General features: G+C 36.7%; 19 protein-coding genes and 1 riboswitch. Of the genes, 12 read left to right on the top strand and 7 right to left on the bottom strand.

The window, feature by feature from the left end; genetic code table 11:
* Positions 1-235: 235 nt before the first annotated feature.
* The 5 genes from E1I69_RS21135 to E1I69_RS21155 all read left to right on the top strand — a co-directional run bounded on the left by E1I69_RS21135 (position 236) and on the right by E1I69_RS21155 (position 6,610).
* Positions 236-499 (top strand): DUF1292 domain-containing protein, encoded by a 264-nt coding sequence (locus E1I69_RS21135; protein ID WP_136381521.1) that lies wholly within the window; start codon positions 236-238, stop codon positions 497-499.
* An 8-nt stretch (positions 500-507) separates the two neighbouring features.
* Positions 508-885 (top strand): hypothetical protein, encoded by a 378-nt coding sequence (locus E1I69_RS21140; protein WP_136381522.1) that lies wholly within the window; start codon positions 508-510, stop codon positions 883-885.
* Between the two features lie 9 nt (positions 886-894).
* Entirely contained in the window at positions 895-2,163 is a 1,269-nt protein-coding gene (locus E1I69_RS21145; protein ID WP_136381523.1) for an erythromycin esterase family protein, read from the top strand.
* Between the two features lie 206 nt (positions 2,164-2,369).
* A riboswitch (cyclic di-GMP riboswitch) is annotated at positions 2,370-2,458 on the top strand.
* A gap of 114 nt (positions 2,459-2,572) precedes the next feature.
* A complete protein-coding gene (locus tag E1I69_RS21150; RefSeq protein WP_136381524.1) occupies positions 2,573-4,849 on the top strand; it encodes an EAL domain-containing protein in 2,277 nt (758 codons plus the stop codon).
* Positions 4,850-4,903: 54 nt separating this feature from the next.
* Positions 4,904-6,610 carry a sensor domain-containing diguanylate cyclase gene (locus E1I69_RS21155; protein WP_136381525.1) on the top strand — a complete coding sequence of 569 codons (1,707 nt, stop codon included), beginning with the start codon at positions 4,904-4,906 and terminating at the stop codon, positions 6,608-6,610.
* A 35-nt stretch (positions 6,611-6,645) separates the two neighbouring features.
* Here the strand turns inward: E1I69_RS21155 and E1I69_RS21160 are convergent, their stop codons facing one another.
* The 6 genes from E1I69_RS21160 to E1I69_RS21175 all read right to left on the bottom strand — a co-directional run bounded on the left by E1I69_RS21160 (position 6,646) and on the right by E1I69_RS21175 (position 11,476).
* On the bottom strand, positions 6,646-7,362 hold the full coding sequence (locus tag E1I69_RS21160) for a 3-ketoacyl-ACP reductase (RefSeq protein WP_136381526.1): 717 nt from the start codon (positions 7,360-7,362) through the stop codon (positions 6,646-6,648).
* A gap of 350 nt (positions 7,363-7,712) precedes the next feature.
* Positions 7,713-8,897 (bottom strand): NAD(P)/FAD-dependent oxidoreductase, encoded by a 1,185-nt coding sequence (locus E1I69_RS21165; RefSeq protein WP_136381527.1) that lies wholly within the window; start codon positions 8,895-8,897, stop codon positions 7,713-7,715.
* A 44-nt stretch (positions 8,898-8,941) separates the two neighbouring features.
* Entirely contained in the window at positions 8,942-9,358 is a 417-nt protein-coding gene (locus E1I69_RS21170) for a DUF1641 domain-containing protein (RefSeq protein ID WP_136381528.1), read from the bottom strand.
* 376 nt (positions 9,359-9,734) lie between these two features.
* Entirely contained in the window at positions 9,735-9,908 is a 174-nt protein-coding gene (locus E1I69_RS24755) for a hypothetical protein (protein ID WP_165439181.1), read from the bottom strand.
* Positions 9,909-9,948: 40 nt separating this feature from the next.
* The gene (locus tag E1I69_RS25345; RefSeq protein WP_278186183.1) at positions 9,949-10,083 is read right to left on the bottom strand and encodes a hypothetical protein; all 135 of its coding nucleotides are present in this window, start codon (positions 10,081-10,083) and stop codon (positions 9,949-9,951) included.
* Positions 10,084-10,105: 22 nt separating this feature from the next.
* Positions 10,106-11,476, bottom strand: coding sequence for a LysM peptidoglycan-binding domain-containing protein (locus E1I69_RS21175; protein WP_136381529.1), 1,371 nt, complete (start codon positions 11,474-11,476; stop codon positions 10,106-10,108).
* Between the two features lie 252 nt (positions 11,477-11,728).
* Here E1I69_RS21175 and E1I69_RS21180 point away from each other — a divergent pair, with 252 nt between their 5' ends.
* Positions 11,729-12,706 carry a S8 family peptidase gene (locus E1I69_RS21180; protein WP_136381530.1) on the top strand — a complete coding sequence of 326 codons (978 nt, stop codon included), beginning with the start codon at positions 11,729-11,731 and terminating at the stop codon, positions 12,704-12,706.
* 307 nt (positions 12,707-13,013) lie between these two features.
* A complete protein-coding gene (locus tag E1I69_RS21185; protein WP_136381531.1) occupies positions 13,014-13,661 on the top strand; it encodes a 2OG-Fe(II) oxygenase in 648 nt (215 codons plus the stop codon).
* Positions 13,662-13,733: 72 nt separating this feature from the next.
* Here E1I69_RS21185 and katG read toward each other — a convergent pair whose 3' ends face one another.
* The gene (gene katG, locus E1I69_RS21190) at positions 13,734-15,950 is read right to left on the bottom strand and encodes a catalase/peroxidase HPI (protein WP_136381532.1); all 2,217 of its coding nucleotides are present in this window, start codon (positions 15,948-15,950) and stop codon (positions 13,734-13,736) included.
* A gap of 490 nt (positions 15,951-16,440) precedes the next feature.
* Here katG and E1I69_RS24630 point away from each other — a divergent pair, with 490 nt between their 5' ends.
* The 5 genes from E1I69_RS24630 to E1I69_RS21215 all read left to right on the top strand — a co-directional run bounded on the left by E1I69_RS24630 (position 16,441) and on the right by E1I69_RS21215 (position 19,158).
* Complete coding sequence (locus tag E1I69_RS24630) at positions 16,441-16,626, top strand: hypothetical protein (protein ID WP_136381533.1); 186 nt, start codon at positions 16,441-16,443, stop codon at positions 16,624-16,626.
* Between the two features lie 18 nt (positions 16,627-16,644).
* Positions 16,645-17,172, top strand: coding sequence for a GNAT family N-acetyltransferase (locus E1I69_RS21200; protein ID WP_242634666.1), 528 nt, complete (start codon positions 16,645-16,647; stop codon positions 17,170-17,172).
* 217 nt (positions 17,173-17,389) lie between these two features.
* Positions 17,390-18,139 (top strand): aminoglycoside phosphotransferase family protein, encoded by a 750-nt coding sequence (locus tag E1I69_RS21205; RefSeq protein WP_136381535.1) that lies wholly within the window; start codon positions 17,390-17,392, stop codon positions 18,137-18,139.
* A 128-nt stretch (positions 18,140-18,267) separates the two neighbouring features.
* Complete coding sequence (locus tag E1I69_RS21210) at positions 18,268-18,453, top strand: DUF2187 family protein (protein WP_136381536.1); 186 nt, start codon at positions 18,268-18,270, stop codon at positions 18,451-18,453.
* Positions 18,454-18,696: 243 nt separating this feature from the next.
* Complete coding sequence (locus E1I69_RS21215; protein WP_207308597.1) at positions 18,697-19,158, top strand: CarD family transcriptional regulator; 462 nt, start codon at positions 18,697-18,699, stop codon at positions 19,156-19,158.
* Positions 19,159-19,415: the final 257 nt, after the last annotated feature.

A 19,415-nucleotide genomic window follows, 5' to 3' on the forward strand; every position in this document is an offset into this window, starting at 1 on the left:
GAATATTATATTCATATCATATCATTTTTTGGTGTAATATTAATTATTTTTGTTTTAATACTCTATCTTGACTTTCAGTTATTGCATTAAAGAAGAGCCTCTTTCAATTCATTTCTTATTGTTTAATTCTTTACCACTAATCAAAATACATTGTCATCAACCATAAAATTAAGTTTTTCAACTAATTTCTATCGTTTAGGAAAAGATATGAATGCAAATTTCAGGAGGTGTGTTCATGAATAAGGATGTATATCGGGATAAAATTGTTGTTTTGGATGAGAATGGGGAGGAAAAAGAATTTTCTATTGAAGCCTTGTTTGATATGAAGGACAAAACATATGCATTGTTACGCTCTGAACAGGATCAAAGCAACACATTTGTCATGCAAGTGGAGAATACGGAGGATGGTCAGTTTTTAACAGGAATTAACGATTCATCCGAACGTGACATGGTACTAGATGCGTATGAGATAGCTGTTGATGCTAATCCAGCGGAGTAAAATTCATTATGGAAAAAAAGATTGTTGACGTTATGGATCCTCACATGAGGAAACAAATAGAGGAAGAATTGAAAGGTTTGACCTTTACCAAAAATTTTCGATCTCCTTCTGCAGAGGAATGGTATGTTTTTTTGCCGAGCTATCAAGATCCGATTACCGGTGGTGCGGCTGGTAAGGTGATTGTTCACTATAATTTATTTGATACAAAGGAAATCTTCATAAATACCACCATCATATTTGATGACCCTGCTTTACATCATTCATCACGTCATCACCTTGTTTATGCCATTGCTGATGAGCTTGTAAACCGATTGGTTGGATATGCGGATACTCTTCTTTCTGTTCATTCGGGAGAGAATTCGTATAATGCAGAATACAAAAACTGAGGGGTTCATATGGTTGAAAAAATGATACAAGCGATACAACAACATTCGATTCCAATTAGAAATGCTAAAGACGATCTTGAACAACTTGTTACTTCTATAAAAAATGAGAAATATATTTTGTTGGGGGAATCCTCACATGGTACGTCTGAGTTCTACCAAATTCGTAAGGAACTTACAAAAAAATTAATCGTTGAAAAAGATTTTACTTTTATCGCTGTGGAGGGTGATTGGCCAGCATGCCAAGAGGTCAATCGCTATATAAAAGGGTATTCAACTAAATACAATAATGCTCGCGATGTCCTCATGACATTCAAACGTTGGCCAACGTGGATGTGGGCAAATGAGGAAATCATTGATTTAATTGAATGGTTAAAAGAATATAATCAAGGAAAACCAAGTGAAAAAAAGGTTGGCTTTTATGGAATCGACATCTATAGTTTGTGGGAATCCATGGATGAAATTCTAAAGTATTTAGAAAAACGAAACTCCCCGGATCTTGAAGTCGCGAGAAAGGCGTTCGCATGTTTTGAACCCTTTAATCGTGAAGCAGAAAAGTATGCATTATCATCTGCGTTTTATTCAGAAGGCTGTCATGAAGAAGTCACCAAACTTCTAACGGAAGTAAGTGCAAACAAACATACTTATCATGATTCAGAAGAAAGTAGTTTAAACGTAGAGGTAAACGCACTGATCACAGCTAATGCTGAAAACTATTATACAACAATGATAACGAATGATAATGAATCATGGAATATCAGAGACCGTCACATGGTTGAGGTCATCCACAAAATAGATTCCTTTTATCACCATCACTCCAAAGGAATCATCTGGGAACACAACACACATGTCGGGGATGCACGTGCAACCGATATGGCGAATGAAGGACTTGTAAATGTCGGACAACTCTTAAGGGAGCAGGTCGGTTCTGAAAACGTGTATATTGTAGGTTTTGGCACACATCATGGTACGGTGATTGCGGCTGCTGAGTGGGGTGAAAACTTTGAAAAAATGAATACACCTCCCGCAACTACAGGAAGTTGGGAAGATCTACTATATAAAGCGGGAAATTACGATAAACTCCTACTTTTTACGGATAAAAACAGACATTTATTTGCGAACTCAATTGGTCATCGCGCGATTGGTGTTGTCTATCATCCACAATATGAACATTATGGGAACTATGTTCCGTCGGTCATCTCCGAACGTTATGATGCGTTTATATTTGTAAATCACACAAAAGCATTAACGCCACTTGAAGTAACGGGCGTGTTGATTTAACCAATATTTACATTCAAGACTTTTTCATAAATTATCGAAAAACTGTGAGAAAAGACACAGATACTGGGAATTATTTGGGATATTCTAAGGAGGATAGAGAGTGATTTTGCATTTTAATGGTATTTTGTCAAAAGCTGTTGAATGAATATGCTTTTTCTACTATTATAATGTAGTGCTAAAGTAATACATATAGTGAATAAGTATTACATCGATAAAGGCAAACTTATCAAAAGATAGGGACGCAAAGCCACGAGCCTAAAGCAATCAATCACGCTATGGTAGTCGGGTTACCGAAATGTTGGAGAGAAAAGGAAACTCCCGTTTTTCGGTGGAGTTTCTTTTTTATTTTAATTGAATTTTAAATGAAACCTAATATGAAAAAAAATCTAGATTCCTGGGGGTGGAAAGAATGAAATTATTAGATCGACTGCGAAAAAAACAACAGGATGTTGATTTAAAAGAAAAAAAGGGTATTGATGCTTATATTGAAAGTCTTTCAGCAAGCAGTATGGAAACATTTGTAGAAAACATCGCAACGACATTTAAAGAAAATGATAAGCTCGATTATTATCAAGTAATTTCAAACCACTTAGGTTTGGCTCTATTTACGATTAATCTTAAAAATAAAGAAATAACCTATGTTTCTAGGAAAGTAGAAGAAATTTTGGAAATTTCCAAAGAAAAATTAACAATCGACTATTGGAAATCACTGTGGTATAAAGGGGAAACCATCGATTTTTCTGCAATTTACGCGAGATTAACCAATGAAGGCAAAAATTCGCATACGTATCGCATTGTAACCCCAAATGGTTCCGTGAAATGGATTAATGAAACCACAGTTGCCGTTGAAGATGAGATAGGGAATATCGGAAAAGTTGTTGGAGTAATAGAAGATTGCACCAACGCATTGCAGCTTGAACAGAAAATACATTTTATCACCACTCACGATGAACTGACGAATCTGCCAAACTTTTTAAATGGAAGGCAGCATATACAAGAGGTCATTGACAGATACAAAACTAAAACAGAAAGATTTGCCTTGTTTTGTGTGAATTTAGATGGGTTTAGCCGGATTAATAATACCTTAGGATTTAAAATAGCGGATGAAGCTTTTAAGCAATTATCTATTAAACTAGAAAAATACTTAAATAAAGGAGTTTTCCTTTTCCGTTCACAAGGGGATGAATGGTACGCGGTTGTAGAATGCTCAATGAAGAATGAAGAGTATATGAGTCATGCGAAAGAGATTATTGATATTATTCAAGCCCCTCTCCAAATTCAAGATTATTCGATTCGAATCACGGCTAGTATTGGAATTAGTATTTATCCGGAGGACGGAGAAAATAAGGTTGAACTCATAAAAAATGCAAACACCGCATTAAAACGAGCAAAAAAGCACGGTGCAGCAAACTATCAATTATATGCTGCGAATATGAATATTGAATCTTTTAAAACCTTTCAATTAGAGACAGATTTACAGAGTGCGATTAAAAATGATGAATTGTATATTGAATACCAACCAAAAGTGGATGTTAAGTCGCAAAAAGCAACGAGTGCAGAGGCACTTATCCGCTGGAAACACCCACTATGGGGAGAAGTTTCACCAATGGAATTTATCACGATTGCCGAAGAAAGTAATTTTCACCGTGAAATCTCAGAGTTTGTCATCGATTCGGTATGTAAGCAAGTTGGTCAATGGGAAGAGCGAGGCATTCAATTTAACACGGTTTCCTTTAATTTATCAGCTAAGGACTTTTTAAAAAGCTCATTAATTCGTACGTTAAAAACGACAATTAATAGGTATCAAATCAATCCAAAGCATCTTGAAATTGAGCTCACAGAAGGTACGTTGTTACAAGAAACAAGTGTCGTTCAGGATCAAATTGAGCAAATAAAAGCGCTGGGTATTACCTTATCATTAGACGACTTTGGCACGGGATATTCATCCATCCATTATTTGAAGAAACTGCCTTCTGATATCATTAAAATCGATCGCTCCTTTATTCAACATATTCATAAAAATGTAGAGGATAAAATCATTGTAAAATCGATTATTGAGCTTACAAAGGGGCTAAATAAAACGGTCGTTGCAGAAGGGGTAGAAAACGAGGAACAATTTAGTGTCCTGCAATCATTGGGATGTGACTTGATCCAGGGCTACTATTTTAGCAAAGCTGTTTCCGCGAGAAGGATGACGGAACTTTTTAAAATGAATCAGATTAAGCCAGCAATCTGTAAGTCCAAAGCTCCAATGAATCGTCGTAAATATTATCGAGTAAGTTTTCCATTTTTTCCGTTGCATACCGAAATGACAATCGTATCTTTTAACGGAAAAGCTGTTACGCTTGGTGCAACGGATGTGATGGTTTTAGATATTGGATTGGGAGGGTTACGTTTTGTAAGCCATTTGAAGCTTAAGCCACATACCGATATTTTGTATAACTTTAAGACCACCCTTTTGGGTAAGGACATTATTTTAAATGGGACGATCGTTCGGTATGAAGAGAAAGAACAAGACATATTTGAATATGGTGTAGAGTTTCATATGGAAGAATCTGATCGTGATGAATTGGCTTCTGTATTAAATAAAATCACTTTACAAATGAAGCAAAATCCACTCTTTAATGATGGCGATTTTATTGACGAAAATCCTAGTAGCTATCTATCAAAAATACAAAGGCGCTAACTATAGCGAAGTAACCAAAATGAAAAAACGATACCAACAAAATGGAGATGACGAATGCAGGAACTACTAAATCAACTTTTCAATCGAGTACTAATGGAAGGCATTAAAGAACAAGTATTTATTGTAAAAGTCGGGGATAATTCAGAGTTTTATTATGAATTTCTAAACCAGACAGCGATGGAGAGAACAGGATTTTCTGAAGAAATAATCGGTAAATCCATCAATGAAGTTTATCCGAAAGAAAGAGCAGATTTCCTAAATGAACAATATAGGCTCGCTATTTCTCAAACAGAAAGTATCAAATATGAAGATTCATATAACTCGCTGCTTGGAGAAAAGTATTTTTCCGAAACGACGTTAACACCATTATTAGATAAGGATACTCATCAATGTACACATGTCATTGCACTTGTTCATGATATTACAGAGAAAAAATGGGGAGAATTCGAACTGCGGGAATATTGGAAAAAGGTAAATGAGAGCAATCAGAAGTACAGTTCGCTTTACAAGAATAATTCGGATGCAATCATCACATTTAATATAGATGGTGAAATTATTGAAGGTAATGATAAGGTTGAAGCTTTAACAGGCTATAGCATGGACGAGATTGCATATTCTGATTTATCTGCTTTATTCGATCGGAAAAATGTTGAGTTATTAGAAGAGAACTTTAAGAAAGCTATAGAAGGAGAACCATTAGATTTTTCATTAATAATGAACAAGAAAACGGGAGAACAAATCGAGCTTGTTGTAAAATTCACCCCGATTATAGTAAATAATCAAGTGGTTGGGATTTTTTCGATGATGAAGGATATCACAAACCTCATCCACATCACACGAAAATATATGGATACAAAACAACGTCTTAAAATTATTACTGAAAAATCACAGGACTTGATCACAATCCTGAATATACACGGTTTCATCGTAGATGCTTCACCATCTCATAAACATCTATTAGGCTATGAGCAAGAGGAATTAATTGGTAAGCATTTTACTTATAACATTCATCCTGATGATAAATCACTTTTAGAGGAAACGATTTTACATGCGATTCAAAAGGACAACTTTGGAAGAATTCATATAAGAAAAAAACATGCGGTTAACGGGTGGATGTGGTTTGATTTGAAAGCAACGCCTGTCTTTAATGAAGAGAATGAATTCGTTTATATGGTTTGCGTATCAAGTGATATCCAATCACAAATGGATTATGAATCTGAACTGCAGCACCTTGCATTCCATGATTCAATGACGAATTTACCGAATCGAAGGTATTTAAAAGAATTCTTGAAAAAATCCGTAGATGATTACGTGAATGACAAAATAAATGGTCTTGTCGTTGGAATGATGGACCTCGATCATTTTAAATCAATAAATGATGAAATGGGACATGATGCCGGAGATGCTGTCATCATTGAATTCGGGAATAGAATCAGAAAAAATCTCCGGAATATCGATTTTATCGCACGATTAGGTGGAGATGAATTTGTCATTGTCTTACCTGATATCCAAGGAGAAGATATAGGGGATATTGTTGAAAATATACAGAAGGCTATACACGAACCTTGGTCCATTGGTGATAAAACATGCCATTTAACAACAAGCATCGGGATTGGAATCGTATCTAAAGATGAAACTTCCATTTCCTCCATATTGAAAACGGCTGACCTTGCTCTATATGAAGCAAAAGAAGCGGGAAGAGACACATATAAAATATGGGACAGAGGGACAGGTTCACTGTCCCAGAATGACAAAACCTAAACGCAATTTTGCGTTTAGGTTTTTTGATGGAATGATTAAGGATTTGTCGACCAAAGTCCTGCGTGTTTTAATACAACACGTGAATGAAGTTTCAGCTGGGCAACCATTAATTCTGCCAAATCTTCAGGCTGCATCACTTTTTCTGGATTGCCGTCTGTTAAGTTCAGCTCAACCGCCATATCGGTAGCAACCGTACTTGGTGTTAACGTCGTTACACGAATATTTTTCTTGCGAACCTCAAGCATTAAGGACTCACTTAGGCCGATAACAGCAGCCTTTGAAGCCGAGTAAGCACTTGTAACAGGTGCCCCTTTTTGACCAGCTGTTGATGAAATATTAATGATGTCTCCTGTGTTGCGTTCTACCATTTCTGGTAAAACCGCACGGGTTGTGTAGTACACACCTTTTACATTGACATCGATGATATTGGTCCATTCTTCAGGGGTTAAGTCCATGAAGTTACCAAATTTTGAAATGCCGGCATTGTTTACTAAAATATCGATAGCACCAAGTTCTCTACGAATGGATTCAACTGCTTGGCTAATAGAATCTAAATCCGCTACATTTGCAGCAGCGAATGCTACCTTCACATCATATTGTTTAAGTTCTTCTGCTACTTTTTGTACGTTTTCAAGCGTACGACCTACAAGGCCTACGTGAATACCTTCTTGTGCAAAAGCGATTGCTGTTGCTCGTCCAATACCACGGCCTGCTCCTGTAATTAATGCTACTTTTCCTGCGATGGTTTGCATGTTTTTCGCTCCTTTAGTTGAGATGGTTTTATTTTAGACGAAACAAAGGGTATTAAACTAAAAACAATTCATATTTAAGTAAGGTGAGTAGGAAGCAATTGTTCTGGTTTATATTTAGTACCGTTTTTTTGCCGCCTAAAATAAATTTGATTTGTCTTTGATCAAGACTACCTTCATTCTACATATGGTTTTACAAAATGTGAAATAATGTACTTTTTTTTACGGAAGTTTTCAAAAAGGTTGATAGAGAAACTTATTAGTCTGACAAGAGGAAATAGAATAAAAAACCATTAAAAAAAGCCAATTTTCACAAATAGGAAAATTGGCTTTCTAAGGTTATTCACTTAATCTTAATATGCTAAGCCGTAAAGGGCTTTGATATGAGATAAGTAACGAACATGACTTGCTTCTTTCATTAATGTTGCTGGAAGACCTTTTAAAGGAATATTGTTTCCACCAACAGATGCTACACCGTCTTTACGACCAAGACTAGCAAGCGTACCAGAGTTGATTGGGTTAAATTCTTCAAGCTTTTGACCTTTAAGAATAGCAAATAGGTTATAGCCACAAGTTTCACCCATTTGCCATGCATTTTGAGCAGTAGGCGCATATAATGGGCGACCTCCATCTGCAGGAAGGGATACAGACGCGTCACCAACCACAAATACTTCTGGATGTGATTTAGAACGTAAATATTCGTCAATGACAGCTTTACCACGATCACATTCTAGACCAGATTCTTGAACGATTGGAAGAGCTGCAACTCCACCAGTCCAGACAAAAGTGTTCGCTTCGATGGTAGAACCGTCTTTAAGAGAAATTTTATTTCCTTCAACGCCTGTAACAGGTAGACCAGTTAAGAAATCAACGCCACGTTTGGCTAAACTTTCAGTCGCACGCTCAATCAAGTTATCAGGAAGTACTGGTAAGATTTTAGGACCTGCTTCAACTAATTTGATGTCTAGGTCGTTAAAGTCAACACCATATTTTCTAGCTACTTCAGGGAAGTGGTCTACGATTTCACCAACTAGTTCAACACCTGTTAAACCACCACCACCAATAACAATTGTTGCATCTGCTAGATTCTTAGATTGTGCATATGCAGCAATTTTACTTTCGATGTGCTGGTAAATGCGGTTTGCATCTTCAACTGATTTTAATACAAAACTGTTTTCCTCAAGACCTGGGATTCCAAAGTAACCAGTTTGGCTACCAAGTGCAACGACTAGGTTGTCGTAATCCAACACAGAACCATCCGCTAGGTGAACTTCTTTATTGTCTACTGAGAAAGAGGTCACTTCGCTTATTACCACGTTTACATCTTTATTTTTGAACAGTTTTGTTAACGGGAAAGAGATTGCTTGTTCGGTTGTTGTTCCTCCCGCAAGGCGGTGTAATTCTGTAATGAGTTGGTGAGTAGGGTATTTATTCACCACTGTAATTTGCGCTTCTTCTTTAGTTGCATATTTACGTAATGTTAGAGCAGTTAATAATCCACCATAACCTGCACCTAAAATGACGATTTTTTTTGACATGATTTATCCTCCGTCCTTACTAAGTAATAAAAGGGTCCTTATGATTAAGCTTTACGTTCAGCTTGTACTTCTAAAAATGCGCTAACAAAGCGTAACATTTTTTGTGCTTCTGGATCTTTCAATAATTTTAAAACACCAAATAGACCGATCACTTCATTTGAAGCTTCTGCACGGTCTTTAGCTTCGATAGCTGTTGCTGCAATGTTTTTAACTGATCCGATAACAGGTTGAGAAATTTCCTTGATAGCACTAACTGTATCATTTTTTAGGACATCGTCCGTCGCCACTAATTGAGCTAAATCATACGTTTTTGTTAAGAGATTTACAGCCTCTGTTAATTTTGGTAGTTGCTCGACTAAAGCGGTGAGCGATTCTTGAACTTCAGGTTTTAATAATTGATCGAGTAATTCTGCTTTCTCTGTGCCTGTAGCCTCTTTTTCTTGAGTCAATACTTCTGACATTTTCAATTCTCCTTCATCGTTGAATTTCTACTAAGCATTATTTTGATATATAAATGCTGTTAGATCTTGAAAAATGTTCACATATTCACATTTAAAGGAAAGGCATTAAAGTGTATCCCAATTTCCAGAGTTTGTAGTGGTAACGGGTATTTTAATGTTTGTCCATTAAACGATATATATGACATTAATATGACATTTTAACTATAACGCAATTTTCGTCATTCGTAAAATGCATTTGATTCATGTAAAATATACCTTTTTGTTATAAGAAAGGTATTTCTGTTAAAAAACTCCTAGAGATAGTTGTGGAAAAGTGATACATATTCACAAAACTAAAAAAATGGCTGGATGTATCAGCCATTTTGATAGTAAAAAACTAATTATGTATTTGTTGTTGAACCTGTTGTATAATTTGTTGCGCTTTTTCTAGTTCACTTTGAGCAAAATGACATGCCTCAGATTCAATACTATTCGAATTAACTTGTTTTAAATGATGGTGTGCATTATGAATAATATCTTGGGCTTCCTGTAATTTGCTTTTAAAGTTCAATGTCATTCATCCCTTCTTTAAATTGTTCTTTGTATCATGTCTACTCTTCCATTTTTCTTTTTTTCTTTGCTGTTTCAGAAGACTTAGAAGTAAGTATTGTATGATTTTTTTCGGTATTTGTGTCCCAGATACTATACGTAATCTTATTTTGAGAGTCATTCTTGTTTTTAGACATATTCCTTATCCTCCCATAAAATTTAAAAAGCAAACACATGGTTTCCAATCGTTTTTGAAACAGTACGGCTTCTAAGATAGGAGCTGGTTGTTTTATCAGGATTGTAAAAAAATAAGGCTCCATTTGTTGGGTCTTCTCCACTAATAGCCCGTTTCGCTGCTTCCATATGTTGTGAATTAGGAGTTGCGGTATTTATCACACCGGTTTCTGCTGGTGTAAATTGATAATATCCATTGCTTTTTTCAAACAAGACATCTTTTACAGTATTGGGGAATAAAGGGCTTTTTACCCGATTCATGATAACTGCACCAACGGCAATTTGTCCTTCAAGTGATTCACCTCTTGCTTCACTATAGATCATTTTTGCCAACCACTCGACCTCTTCTTGGTTATATGCTGAGCGTTGTTCTGTCGTAATCGGTTTTTTAGCGGGTGCTTTCGAACTGCCAGAAGGAATCGCTAACTCCTGACCGACCTCTAATAAATTTGTTGATAAATTATTTGCTCTCTTAATTGCATCAACTGACGTTCCATTTCGAGTCGCGATACTGTATAACGTATCTCCAGGAACAACTTGATAAGTAGCCTCAGCAGTTGGAGCTGGGGTGGCCGTACCGCCAGAAGGGAGCGTCAATGTCTGTCCAATACCTAATAGATTTGATGTTAGGTTATTAGTTTTTTTGATGATATCAACTGTTGTGCCATGACGCTGCGCGATACTGTATAATGTATCCCCCGAAACAACTTGATAGGTTGTTGTCGTTTGAGCAGGAGATGATGTATTACCAGAAGGAATCGTCAAAGTCTGTCCAATACTTAATACATCGGAAGACAGTTGATTGGCCTTCTTTATACCATCCACTGAAGTGCCATGACGCTGCGCAATACTATATAACGTATCTCCCGAAACAACTTGATAAGTATTGTCAGTTGGGATTGTTATAGACGTACCGTCAGAAGGAATCGTTAACGTCTGTCCAACCTGTAAAAGATCCGAAGTTAAATGATTGGCCTCCTTAATAGCATTCACTGTTGTGCCATACAGTTGTGCAATGCTGTATAATGTATCACCAGCTGTAACCGTATAGGATAAAGAGGCAGAATGTGAAGGTGTACTTGTCTTTTTTGCTGCAGCAGCTTTATCTGCAGGTAGTGCACCAATGCCTAGAATGGATAACAAGATTCCTCCAGCCATCACCTTCACGGTATTAATTTTTAATGAGGGAAGCTTTTTTTTGATAAAGCTAACTGCTTCATTTTTTATACTTGACTCCTGTATGTTGGGGATCGTCCCTAATTCTGCAGAGAATTCTGTTCTGTTTTCATTTAGATATAAGACTACTTCTAATCCTTGTTCTGTTTCATTAATTTTATAATGAGTAAAAGTCTCCATGTCATTCACCCTCCATTTTTTTACTATCCCCAAAATGCAAACCAATTAATAAGAAAATAGTCTGCTTTTCATAATTGGGACAAAGTGTTCATTTTTAAAATTTTCAGTTTATTCGCTTGTTAAAAATATGGAGCCTTGATAAAATGAAACAAACCTTCCTGAACAGATGAAGGTTGCCAACCACACCTAGATTGGACAGAGGGGAATGAAGGTAATTAGTTTTGAAAATTGATTTGAAGGAGGAAAACCATCGTGAAAAATCAAGTCAAATTATTACCGTTTACCATTCAGTCAGTTGTGGATCAAACAAATGAAACACCAGAGGGAATCCAGTTGGTAAAGGCACCTTCAATATGGGATGAAAGCAGTCAAGGTGAAGGCATTGTCATTGCAGTCATTGACACCGGGATTGACTCGTCTCATCCGGATTTAAAAGATCGAATTATAGCGGGTCGGAATTTTACGACGGATTATCAGGGAGACCCAGACATATTTGAAGACAATAACGGACATGGTACCCACGTATCTGGTACAATCGCGGCTAGTCTAAATAATGAAGGAGTTGTCGGTATTGCACCGAAGGCTCAACTATTAAGTTTAAAAGCGTTAACGGGGCAGGGGGCCGGAAATTATGACTGGATCATTGACGCCATTCACTATGCAGTGCAATGGCAAGGTCCGAACAACGAAAGAGTTCGTGTGATTTCCATGTCACTAGGGGGTCCCGAAGATGTACCTGAGTTGCATAAGGCGATTCAACAGGCGGTTAATCAAAATGTATCCGTAGTCGTTGCGGCGGGGAATGAAGGGGATTCCAAGGAGGAAACATTTGAGTATGCCTACCCTGGCGCATATAACGAAGTGATTTCGGTTGGAGCGGTGAACATTGATTTAGAACTTGCACCATTTTCCAACACCAATACAGAAATCGATCTTGTTGCTCCTGGTGTTGATGTAGTTTCAACATACCCAGATAATAAATATGCACAACTAACAGGAACTTCGATGGCAGCTCCACATGTAGCGGGTGCTATCGCTTTACTGATCAATGTAAGTGAAAAAGAGTTTGAACGAACGCTTAGTGAAGCAGAGGTCTATGCCCAACTCGTAAGACGAACAGTACCACTGGGTAATAGGAAAAGTGCTGAGGGAAATGGATTCCTCCAGCTAGACCTAATTGAAAAATTGCACGATATCATTTTACCCTCTAGCATGAATGTTACGAATTAACTGGGACAGAGGGACAGGTTCACTGTCCCAGATGAGAAAGCCTAGATTCAAGTTCTTACTTGTATCTAGGCTTTCTCCTATTTGTCTTTCATTTATTTGTAATTTTTTTCAAAAAAATAATAGAAAAATAGTCTTTTAGGGTATAAAATAAAAAAGCAAATTCATTCAGTAGAATTCTGTAAGAGTTTACATCCATTTTGAAAAACAGGAGGGACCATAGAAAACAAATAAATCACTGCTTTCTGTTTTATATCAATCCATTTGTTTTTAAAATTATAACGATTAAAGAGGTTGATGAAAGTTGACAATGGATGCTACAGATTTACCAATTAAAGAGCCAACTATTTTTAGTCATGTTGGCAATAAAATCATAACAGATGATCGAGAAATAAACATTATTGCTAGATTGGAAGAGCCACTAATCGTCATTTTAGGAAATGTGTTAAGTGATGAGGAATGTGATGAGTTAATTAGATTGTCTAAGGATCGAATGCATCGTTCAAAAATTGCGAATGCCCATGAAGATAACATGAGAACGAGCAGTAGTACATTTTTAGACGAAAGTGAAAATGTCATTGTTACGAGAATTGAAAAGAGAATCTCACAGATTATGAGTATACCAACAGAGTATGGAGAAGGTCTTCAAATTCTAAATTATAAGATTGGGCAAGAATATAAGGCTCATTTTGACTTTTTCAATTCTTCCAATAAGGCAAACAACAACCCTAGAATTAGTACACTTGTCATGTATTTAAGCGATGTAGAGCAGGGTGGGGAAACGTATTTTCCAAAGCTTCATTTTTCAGTATCTCCCCAAAAGGGCATGGCCGTGTATTTTGAATACTTTTATAATGACCAAACGTTAAATGACCTTACCTTACATGGTGGTGCACCCGTTATAGTAGGCGACAAGTGGGCTGCCACTCAATGGATGAGAAGGAAAAAAGTGAAATAGAACAAAAATAAAACATCTTCCAAGTCGGAAGATGTTTTATTTTGAATTGCTGATGTATTATATACTCACCAATTAGTTACTTGCTAGTTGAGCCTTCTTGTTTTCAACCGATTTAAGGTCAAAGCGATCTGCATTCATGACCTTTACCCAGGCTGCAATGAAGTCACGCACAAACTTCTCCTTGTTATCCTCTTGAGCGTAAACTTCTGCGAGGGAACGGAGGATAGAGTTTGAACCGAAAACAAGGTCTACTCTAGTGGCTGTACGTACCACTTCACCTGTTTTGCGATCACGACCTTCGTAAACGTTTGCTCCTGCAGGCTTCCACTGAATTCCCATATCGAGCAGGTTCACAAAGAAATCATTTGTAAGTTGACCAACACGATCCGTGAATACGCCGTGCTGTGTGTCACCATAATTTGTACCTAGAACACGCATACCACCAATCAGGACAGTCATTTCAGGAGCAGTTAAACCTAGAAGTTGAGCCTTATCAATGAGAAGTTCTTCTGGACTCACACTATACTGTTCCTTTTGATAGTTGCGGAAGCCATCAGCAACCGGCTCTAATACATCAAAGCTTTCTACATCTGTTTGTTCAAGTGTCGCATCGCCACGTCCTGGTGCAAATGGAACCGTAACATCAAAGCCTGCATCTTGTGCAGCTTTTTCAATTGCAGCACTTCCTCCCAATACAATCAAGTCAGCCAAACTGATTTTAATATCCAAATCCTTTTGTATACCTTCTAATACTTGAAGCACCTGTGCAAGTTGTTCTGGTTGATTCACTTCCCAATCCTTCTGTGGAGCTAGACGGATACGTGCCCCATTTGCACCACCACGATGGTCGGAGCCACGGTACGTACTTGCAGATGCCCAAGCGGTTGTAACAAGCGTACTGACTGTGAGACCAGAGTCTAGGATTTTAGCCTTAATCTCAGCGATTTCAGCATCCGTTAAATCATAATTACCAGCTGGGACAGGGTCTTGCCAGATGAAATCTTCTTCAGGAACTTCTGGACCAAGATATCTTGCCTTAGGACCCATGTCTCGGTGGAGCAGCTTGAACCAAGCACGAGCAAATACGTCTGCAAATTCTTCTGGATTCTGGTGGAAGCGACGAGAAATTTTTTCGTATTCTGGATCATGACGTAGAGCCATATCCGCAGTCGTCATCATCGTTGGAACTTTAATGGATGGATCTTCTACATCTGGAGCAAGATGCTCTTCGGCTGGATCTACCACAAGCCATTGCCATGCACCTGCAGGACTCTTTGTCAGCCACCACTCATATCCAAATAAAAGATCAAAGTAGCCATTGTCCCACTGGGTTGGGTTAGCAGTCCAAGCACCTTCAATACCACTACCGATAGTGTCGCGGCCATACCCTTTACCGTAAGAACTTTGCCAACCTAAGCCCTGTGCTTCAATAGGAGCAGCCTCTGGCTCTGGACCTACTTGAGATGCATCTCCAGCACCATGTGCTTTACCGAAAGTATGACCACCAGCGATTAGCGCAACTGTCTCTTCATCGTTCATTCCCATCCTTGCAAAGGTTTCACGAATATCCTTTGCACTTGCAAGCGGATCAGGTTTTCCATTTGGACCTTCTGGATTGACATAAATTAGCCCCATTTGTACGGCAGCAAGCGGATTTTCTAGGTCACGATCACCAGTATAACGGTTATCACCGAGCCATTCGGTTTCAGCTCCCCAATAGACGTCCTCTTCTGGATGCCAAATGTCTGGGCGTCCTGCTCCAAATCCAATTGTTGGTCCACCCATATCTTCGATCGCAACATTACCTGCTAAAACAAGTAAATCAGCCCAGGAGATCTTATTCCCATACTTTTGCTTAATCGGCCATAGGATTCGTCGTGCTCTGTCAAGGAGAACATTGTCAGGCCAACTGTTAAGTGGTGCGAAACGTTGGTTACCTGTTCCACCGCCACCTCGACCATCACCAATACGGTATGTACCAGCAGCATGCCAAGACATCCGAATAAACATAGGACCATAATGTCCGTAGTCGGCAGGGTACCAGTCTTGACTGTCTGTCATGAGATTACGGAGATCTTGCTTTAAAGCATCGTAATCTAATTTCTTAAATTCTTCAGCGTAATCAAAGTCTTCATCCATAGGGTTGGATTTTCGGTCATGTTGATGGAGAATATTCAAGTTTAGCGCATTTGGCCACCAGTCTCGATTTGTATTCCCACTTGCTTTGTTACTAGTAACACCCCCATGAAACGGGCATCCTCCAATGTTTTCATTGCCTTTAGTATCCATTTTTAAATCTCTCCTTCTGTGATAATTTAGTAATTTATACATCTAGTTTTAAGAAACTAGGATGATCATAATTTTCGTGTGATTATGACAATAGAAGAAGGGCAGAGTTGAAAGAAATGTAGACTTTGAAAATTCTAGAGCATCAGGACTATTATATTTTGACGTGTAGCCCATTATGATAGATATATAGATCCTAACAAAAGAAGTAAATCATAGAGGCAAAAATGATGTAAGGGACTTAGAAGTATACTTGATTCGGATGTAAGATAAAAAATTATAATAATTTTGTATATTACCATTATAATGAAAGCGATGAATATAAAGCAAGTCTGATGCACACATACCTTAAATCCATGGAAAGGAGGATTTAAATAAAGGGCTTTTACGTTATTTGTGGAATGTTTAGTTAAGTTGTTTATGGTCAATTCAAATCTTCATGGGATATTCACAAATAATTATGTTGCTAAAAGGCAAGGAAAGGAGTTCTAAAATGAATTGGATCTACCTTGTTATAGTAATTGTTATGATTCCATTGGGACTTTGGGGATTAGTAGCTAGAGCGAAATGGTTAGAAGAGCAATCAAAAAAGATTAAAAATGAAAATCTATTCAAAAAAATGATAACAGAGACAACAGGGTGCTTGCCTTTAAGAAGGAGAAGCAGCCTTTTTTCATAAGAAAAATTGAAATAAGGGATGATAATCTTGAAAATAATTGAAACGAAAAGGCTGTACTTAAAGGAATTGGTCTTAGAAGATGCGGAAGAGTTATCCAAGGTTCTTTCTGACCCAGAATCTATGCAATACTATCCTGAGCCATTTAGCAAAGACAAAGTGAAGAAGTGGATTAAATGGAATATTGAAAATTATAAAAGGTATAATCACGGGTTATGGGCTGTTATTTTAAAAGATGGCGATAAATTTATTGGAGATTGTGGAATCACCATGCAAATAATTGAAAATGAAACAGTACCAGAGATTGGATTTCACATTATAAAAAACTATTGGAATAAAGGATATGCAACAGAAGCAGCCATTGCCTGTAAGGATTATGCGTTCCGTGTTTTAAAGTATCCCAAGATATTTTCGTATACTACGGTAAAAAATATTCCGTCACAAAAGGTAGCTGAGAAAATGGGGATGCAGGAATATAAGATATTTGAGAAAAATGGTGAAAAACAAATTGCTCAAGTAGTCTTTAATACAGGATTCAATAAATCTTAAAACAAGTGCTGTCCCAAAAAAAATGCTTGCCACCTAGCGTTTATTCTTGTTCTTTTTATACGGAAAATCACCTTGTAATAGGTGCAGTTGATAAATGCTTTATTTAAACTTTCCCACTTTGGTATATACCCAACTATTTTATTGATCGAGAAGGATTAATGTACTTTTTTATTTAAGTAACAAATCAGGAAATTTAATAATGTAGGGAGATAACCAAATGATTTTAGGTAATCCAATTGCAAAAGGTAATACTGCAAACATTTATCTTTCTGACAACAAAATAGTAAAAGTTTTTAACGACATTTTGCCAGATACGGAATCTATAAATGAAGCAAATAAACAAAAATATGCCTATTCATGTGGACTTCCTGTACCTGAGATTTTAGATGTTACTAAGATAAACGGAAAACAAGCAATCATAATGCAATATATTAAGGGAGAAACATTGGGAGATTTACTTATCAAACATAAAGAACAAGCGGAACATTACTTGAATATTTCAGTCGATATGCAGCTTGATATTCATAGTATTGTTACAGATGCTATCGAACCAATGTATGTTAAATTATACCGTCAAATTGAGAGCGTAATTGAATTAGATAAACGGCAAAAAAGTTATTTATTAAAGGAATTAGAATCGTTTACTTACGAAGAAAGGCTTTGTCATGGTGACTTTCATTTATTTAATTTGATTATGACAGAAAAACAAGTGGTAATTATCGATTGGGTTGATTCGAGTGCTGGAGATATTCGTGCTGATATATATAGGACCTATCTTTTATACACACAATTTTCGTCTGAATTAGCTGAGATGTACTTGCGACTTTATTGTGAAAAGAGTGGAATTGTAAGGTCTGAAGTATTTCAATGGGCTCCCATCATTGCTGCAGCAAGATTATCTGAAAGTGTCTCATCGGAGAATTCGAAAAGACTAATGGAGATTATAAATCGCTACTGCCCATTATAATATGACTAAGTATGAAACTTTACCTAAAGGAACGGATGCTTTCCTTTAAGCAATAATTAAGTCTTTGTATTTAATTGTTCCTGCATTTTTTTATCTTTGCTGAAAATAATAAGTTCGGAGGTGAAAAAATGGCAACTGCTAAAATCGGGGACAATATTGTATTTAAGCGTGATGGGGAAAGCTATGAAGGAACTGTTACGGTTGTAAGAGAAAATTCTGTTATTGTTGAGTACGGATACAATGAGGCAAAAGATGAACCTATTACAACGATAGTCAATCATAAAAATTATAAAATATCGAAAGCATCTTCATGAACAAATGTACGTAAGTAAGTTGCGATTGCTGAAATAGGCAGTCGCTTTTTGTGTTTAAGCACTATTTGGATTAAGAATATACACTCTTCACTTTAGTAGAAATCCGACACGATTCTATTATATTTATTTTTTTATAAAAAAATATTGACAATAAAAATAAATTTATGATATTATTAAAAATTTGATTAAAAATAATATGTGTGTTAAGGTTAAGAAAGGTTACCACATATGGAGGTGGATTATTTGTTTCAGATTGGTGATAACATTGTTTATCCTATGCACGGCACAGGTATCATTAAAGCCATAGAAGAAAAGGAAATCTCAGGAGAAAAACAACAGTATTACGTCATTAAAATGTTAATGGATAATATGCAAGTCATGATTCCTACGGGTAAAATATTGAGTTCAAATATACGCCCTGTTACTGACATAAATGCATTAAAGGACATTATCCACATTTTTCAACATGGAGAATCAGATCGATTACTGATGTGGAAACAAAGGTATAAAGTGAACACTAACAAAATAAAAACGGGTAAAATACAAGAATGTGCTGAAGTTGTTCGTGATTTAATGCGTTTGAATAAAGAGAAAACTCTTAATACAAGCGAAAAGAAAATGTTAGATAACGCACATAAATTTTTGATTAGAGAACTGGAATTGATCAAGGGAATTACCGAAAATCAAATAAAAAGTTTCTGTTAAGGTAAATCTAAATTAATGTATACATCTCCCGAAAATAACCATATTTTTGGGGAATATGTTTATTATTAATTGGAATTCATTTCAAAGACAATCAACTTCTTCAACTCACCTTTAGAGCATTAACCTCATTTGTTGTTTCTACTATCTAATCCATTTTATTATTTGAATTTCTTTATAAAACGAAAAAATAGTCACTTGATTTTTGCAATCCTGATTCACACTGGCACGGCCAAGGAGCCGTAAGGATGAAAGAGAGG

The organism is Bacillus timonensis (assembly GCF_004799755.1).
Taxonomy (GTDB): domain Bacteria; phylum Bacillota; class Bacilli; order Bacillales; family Bacillaceae_L; genus Ferdinandcohnia; species Ferdinandcohnia timonensis_A.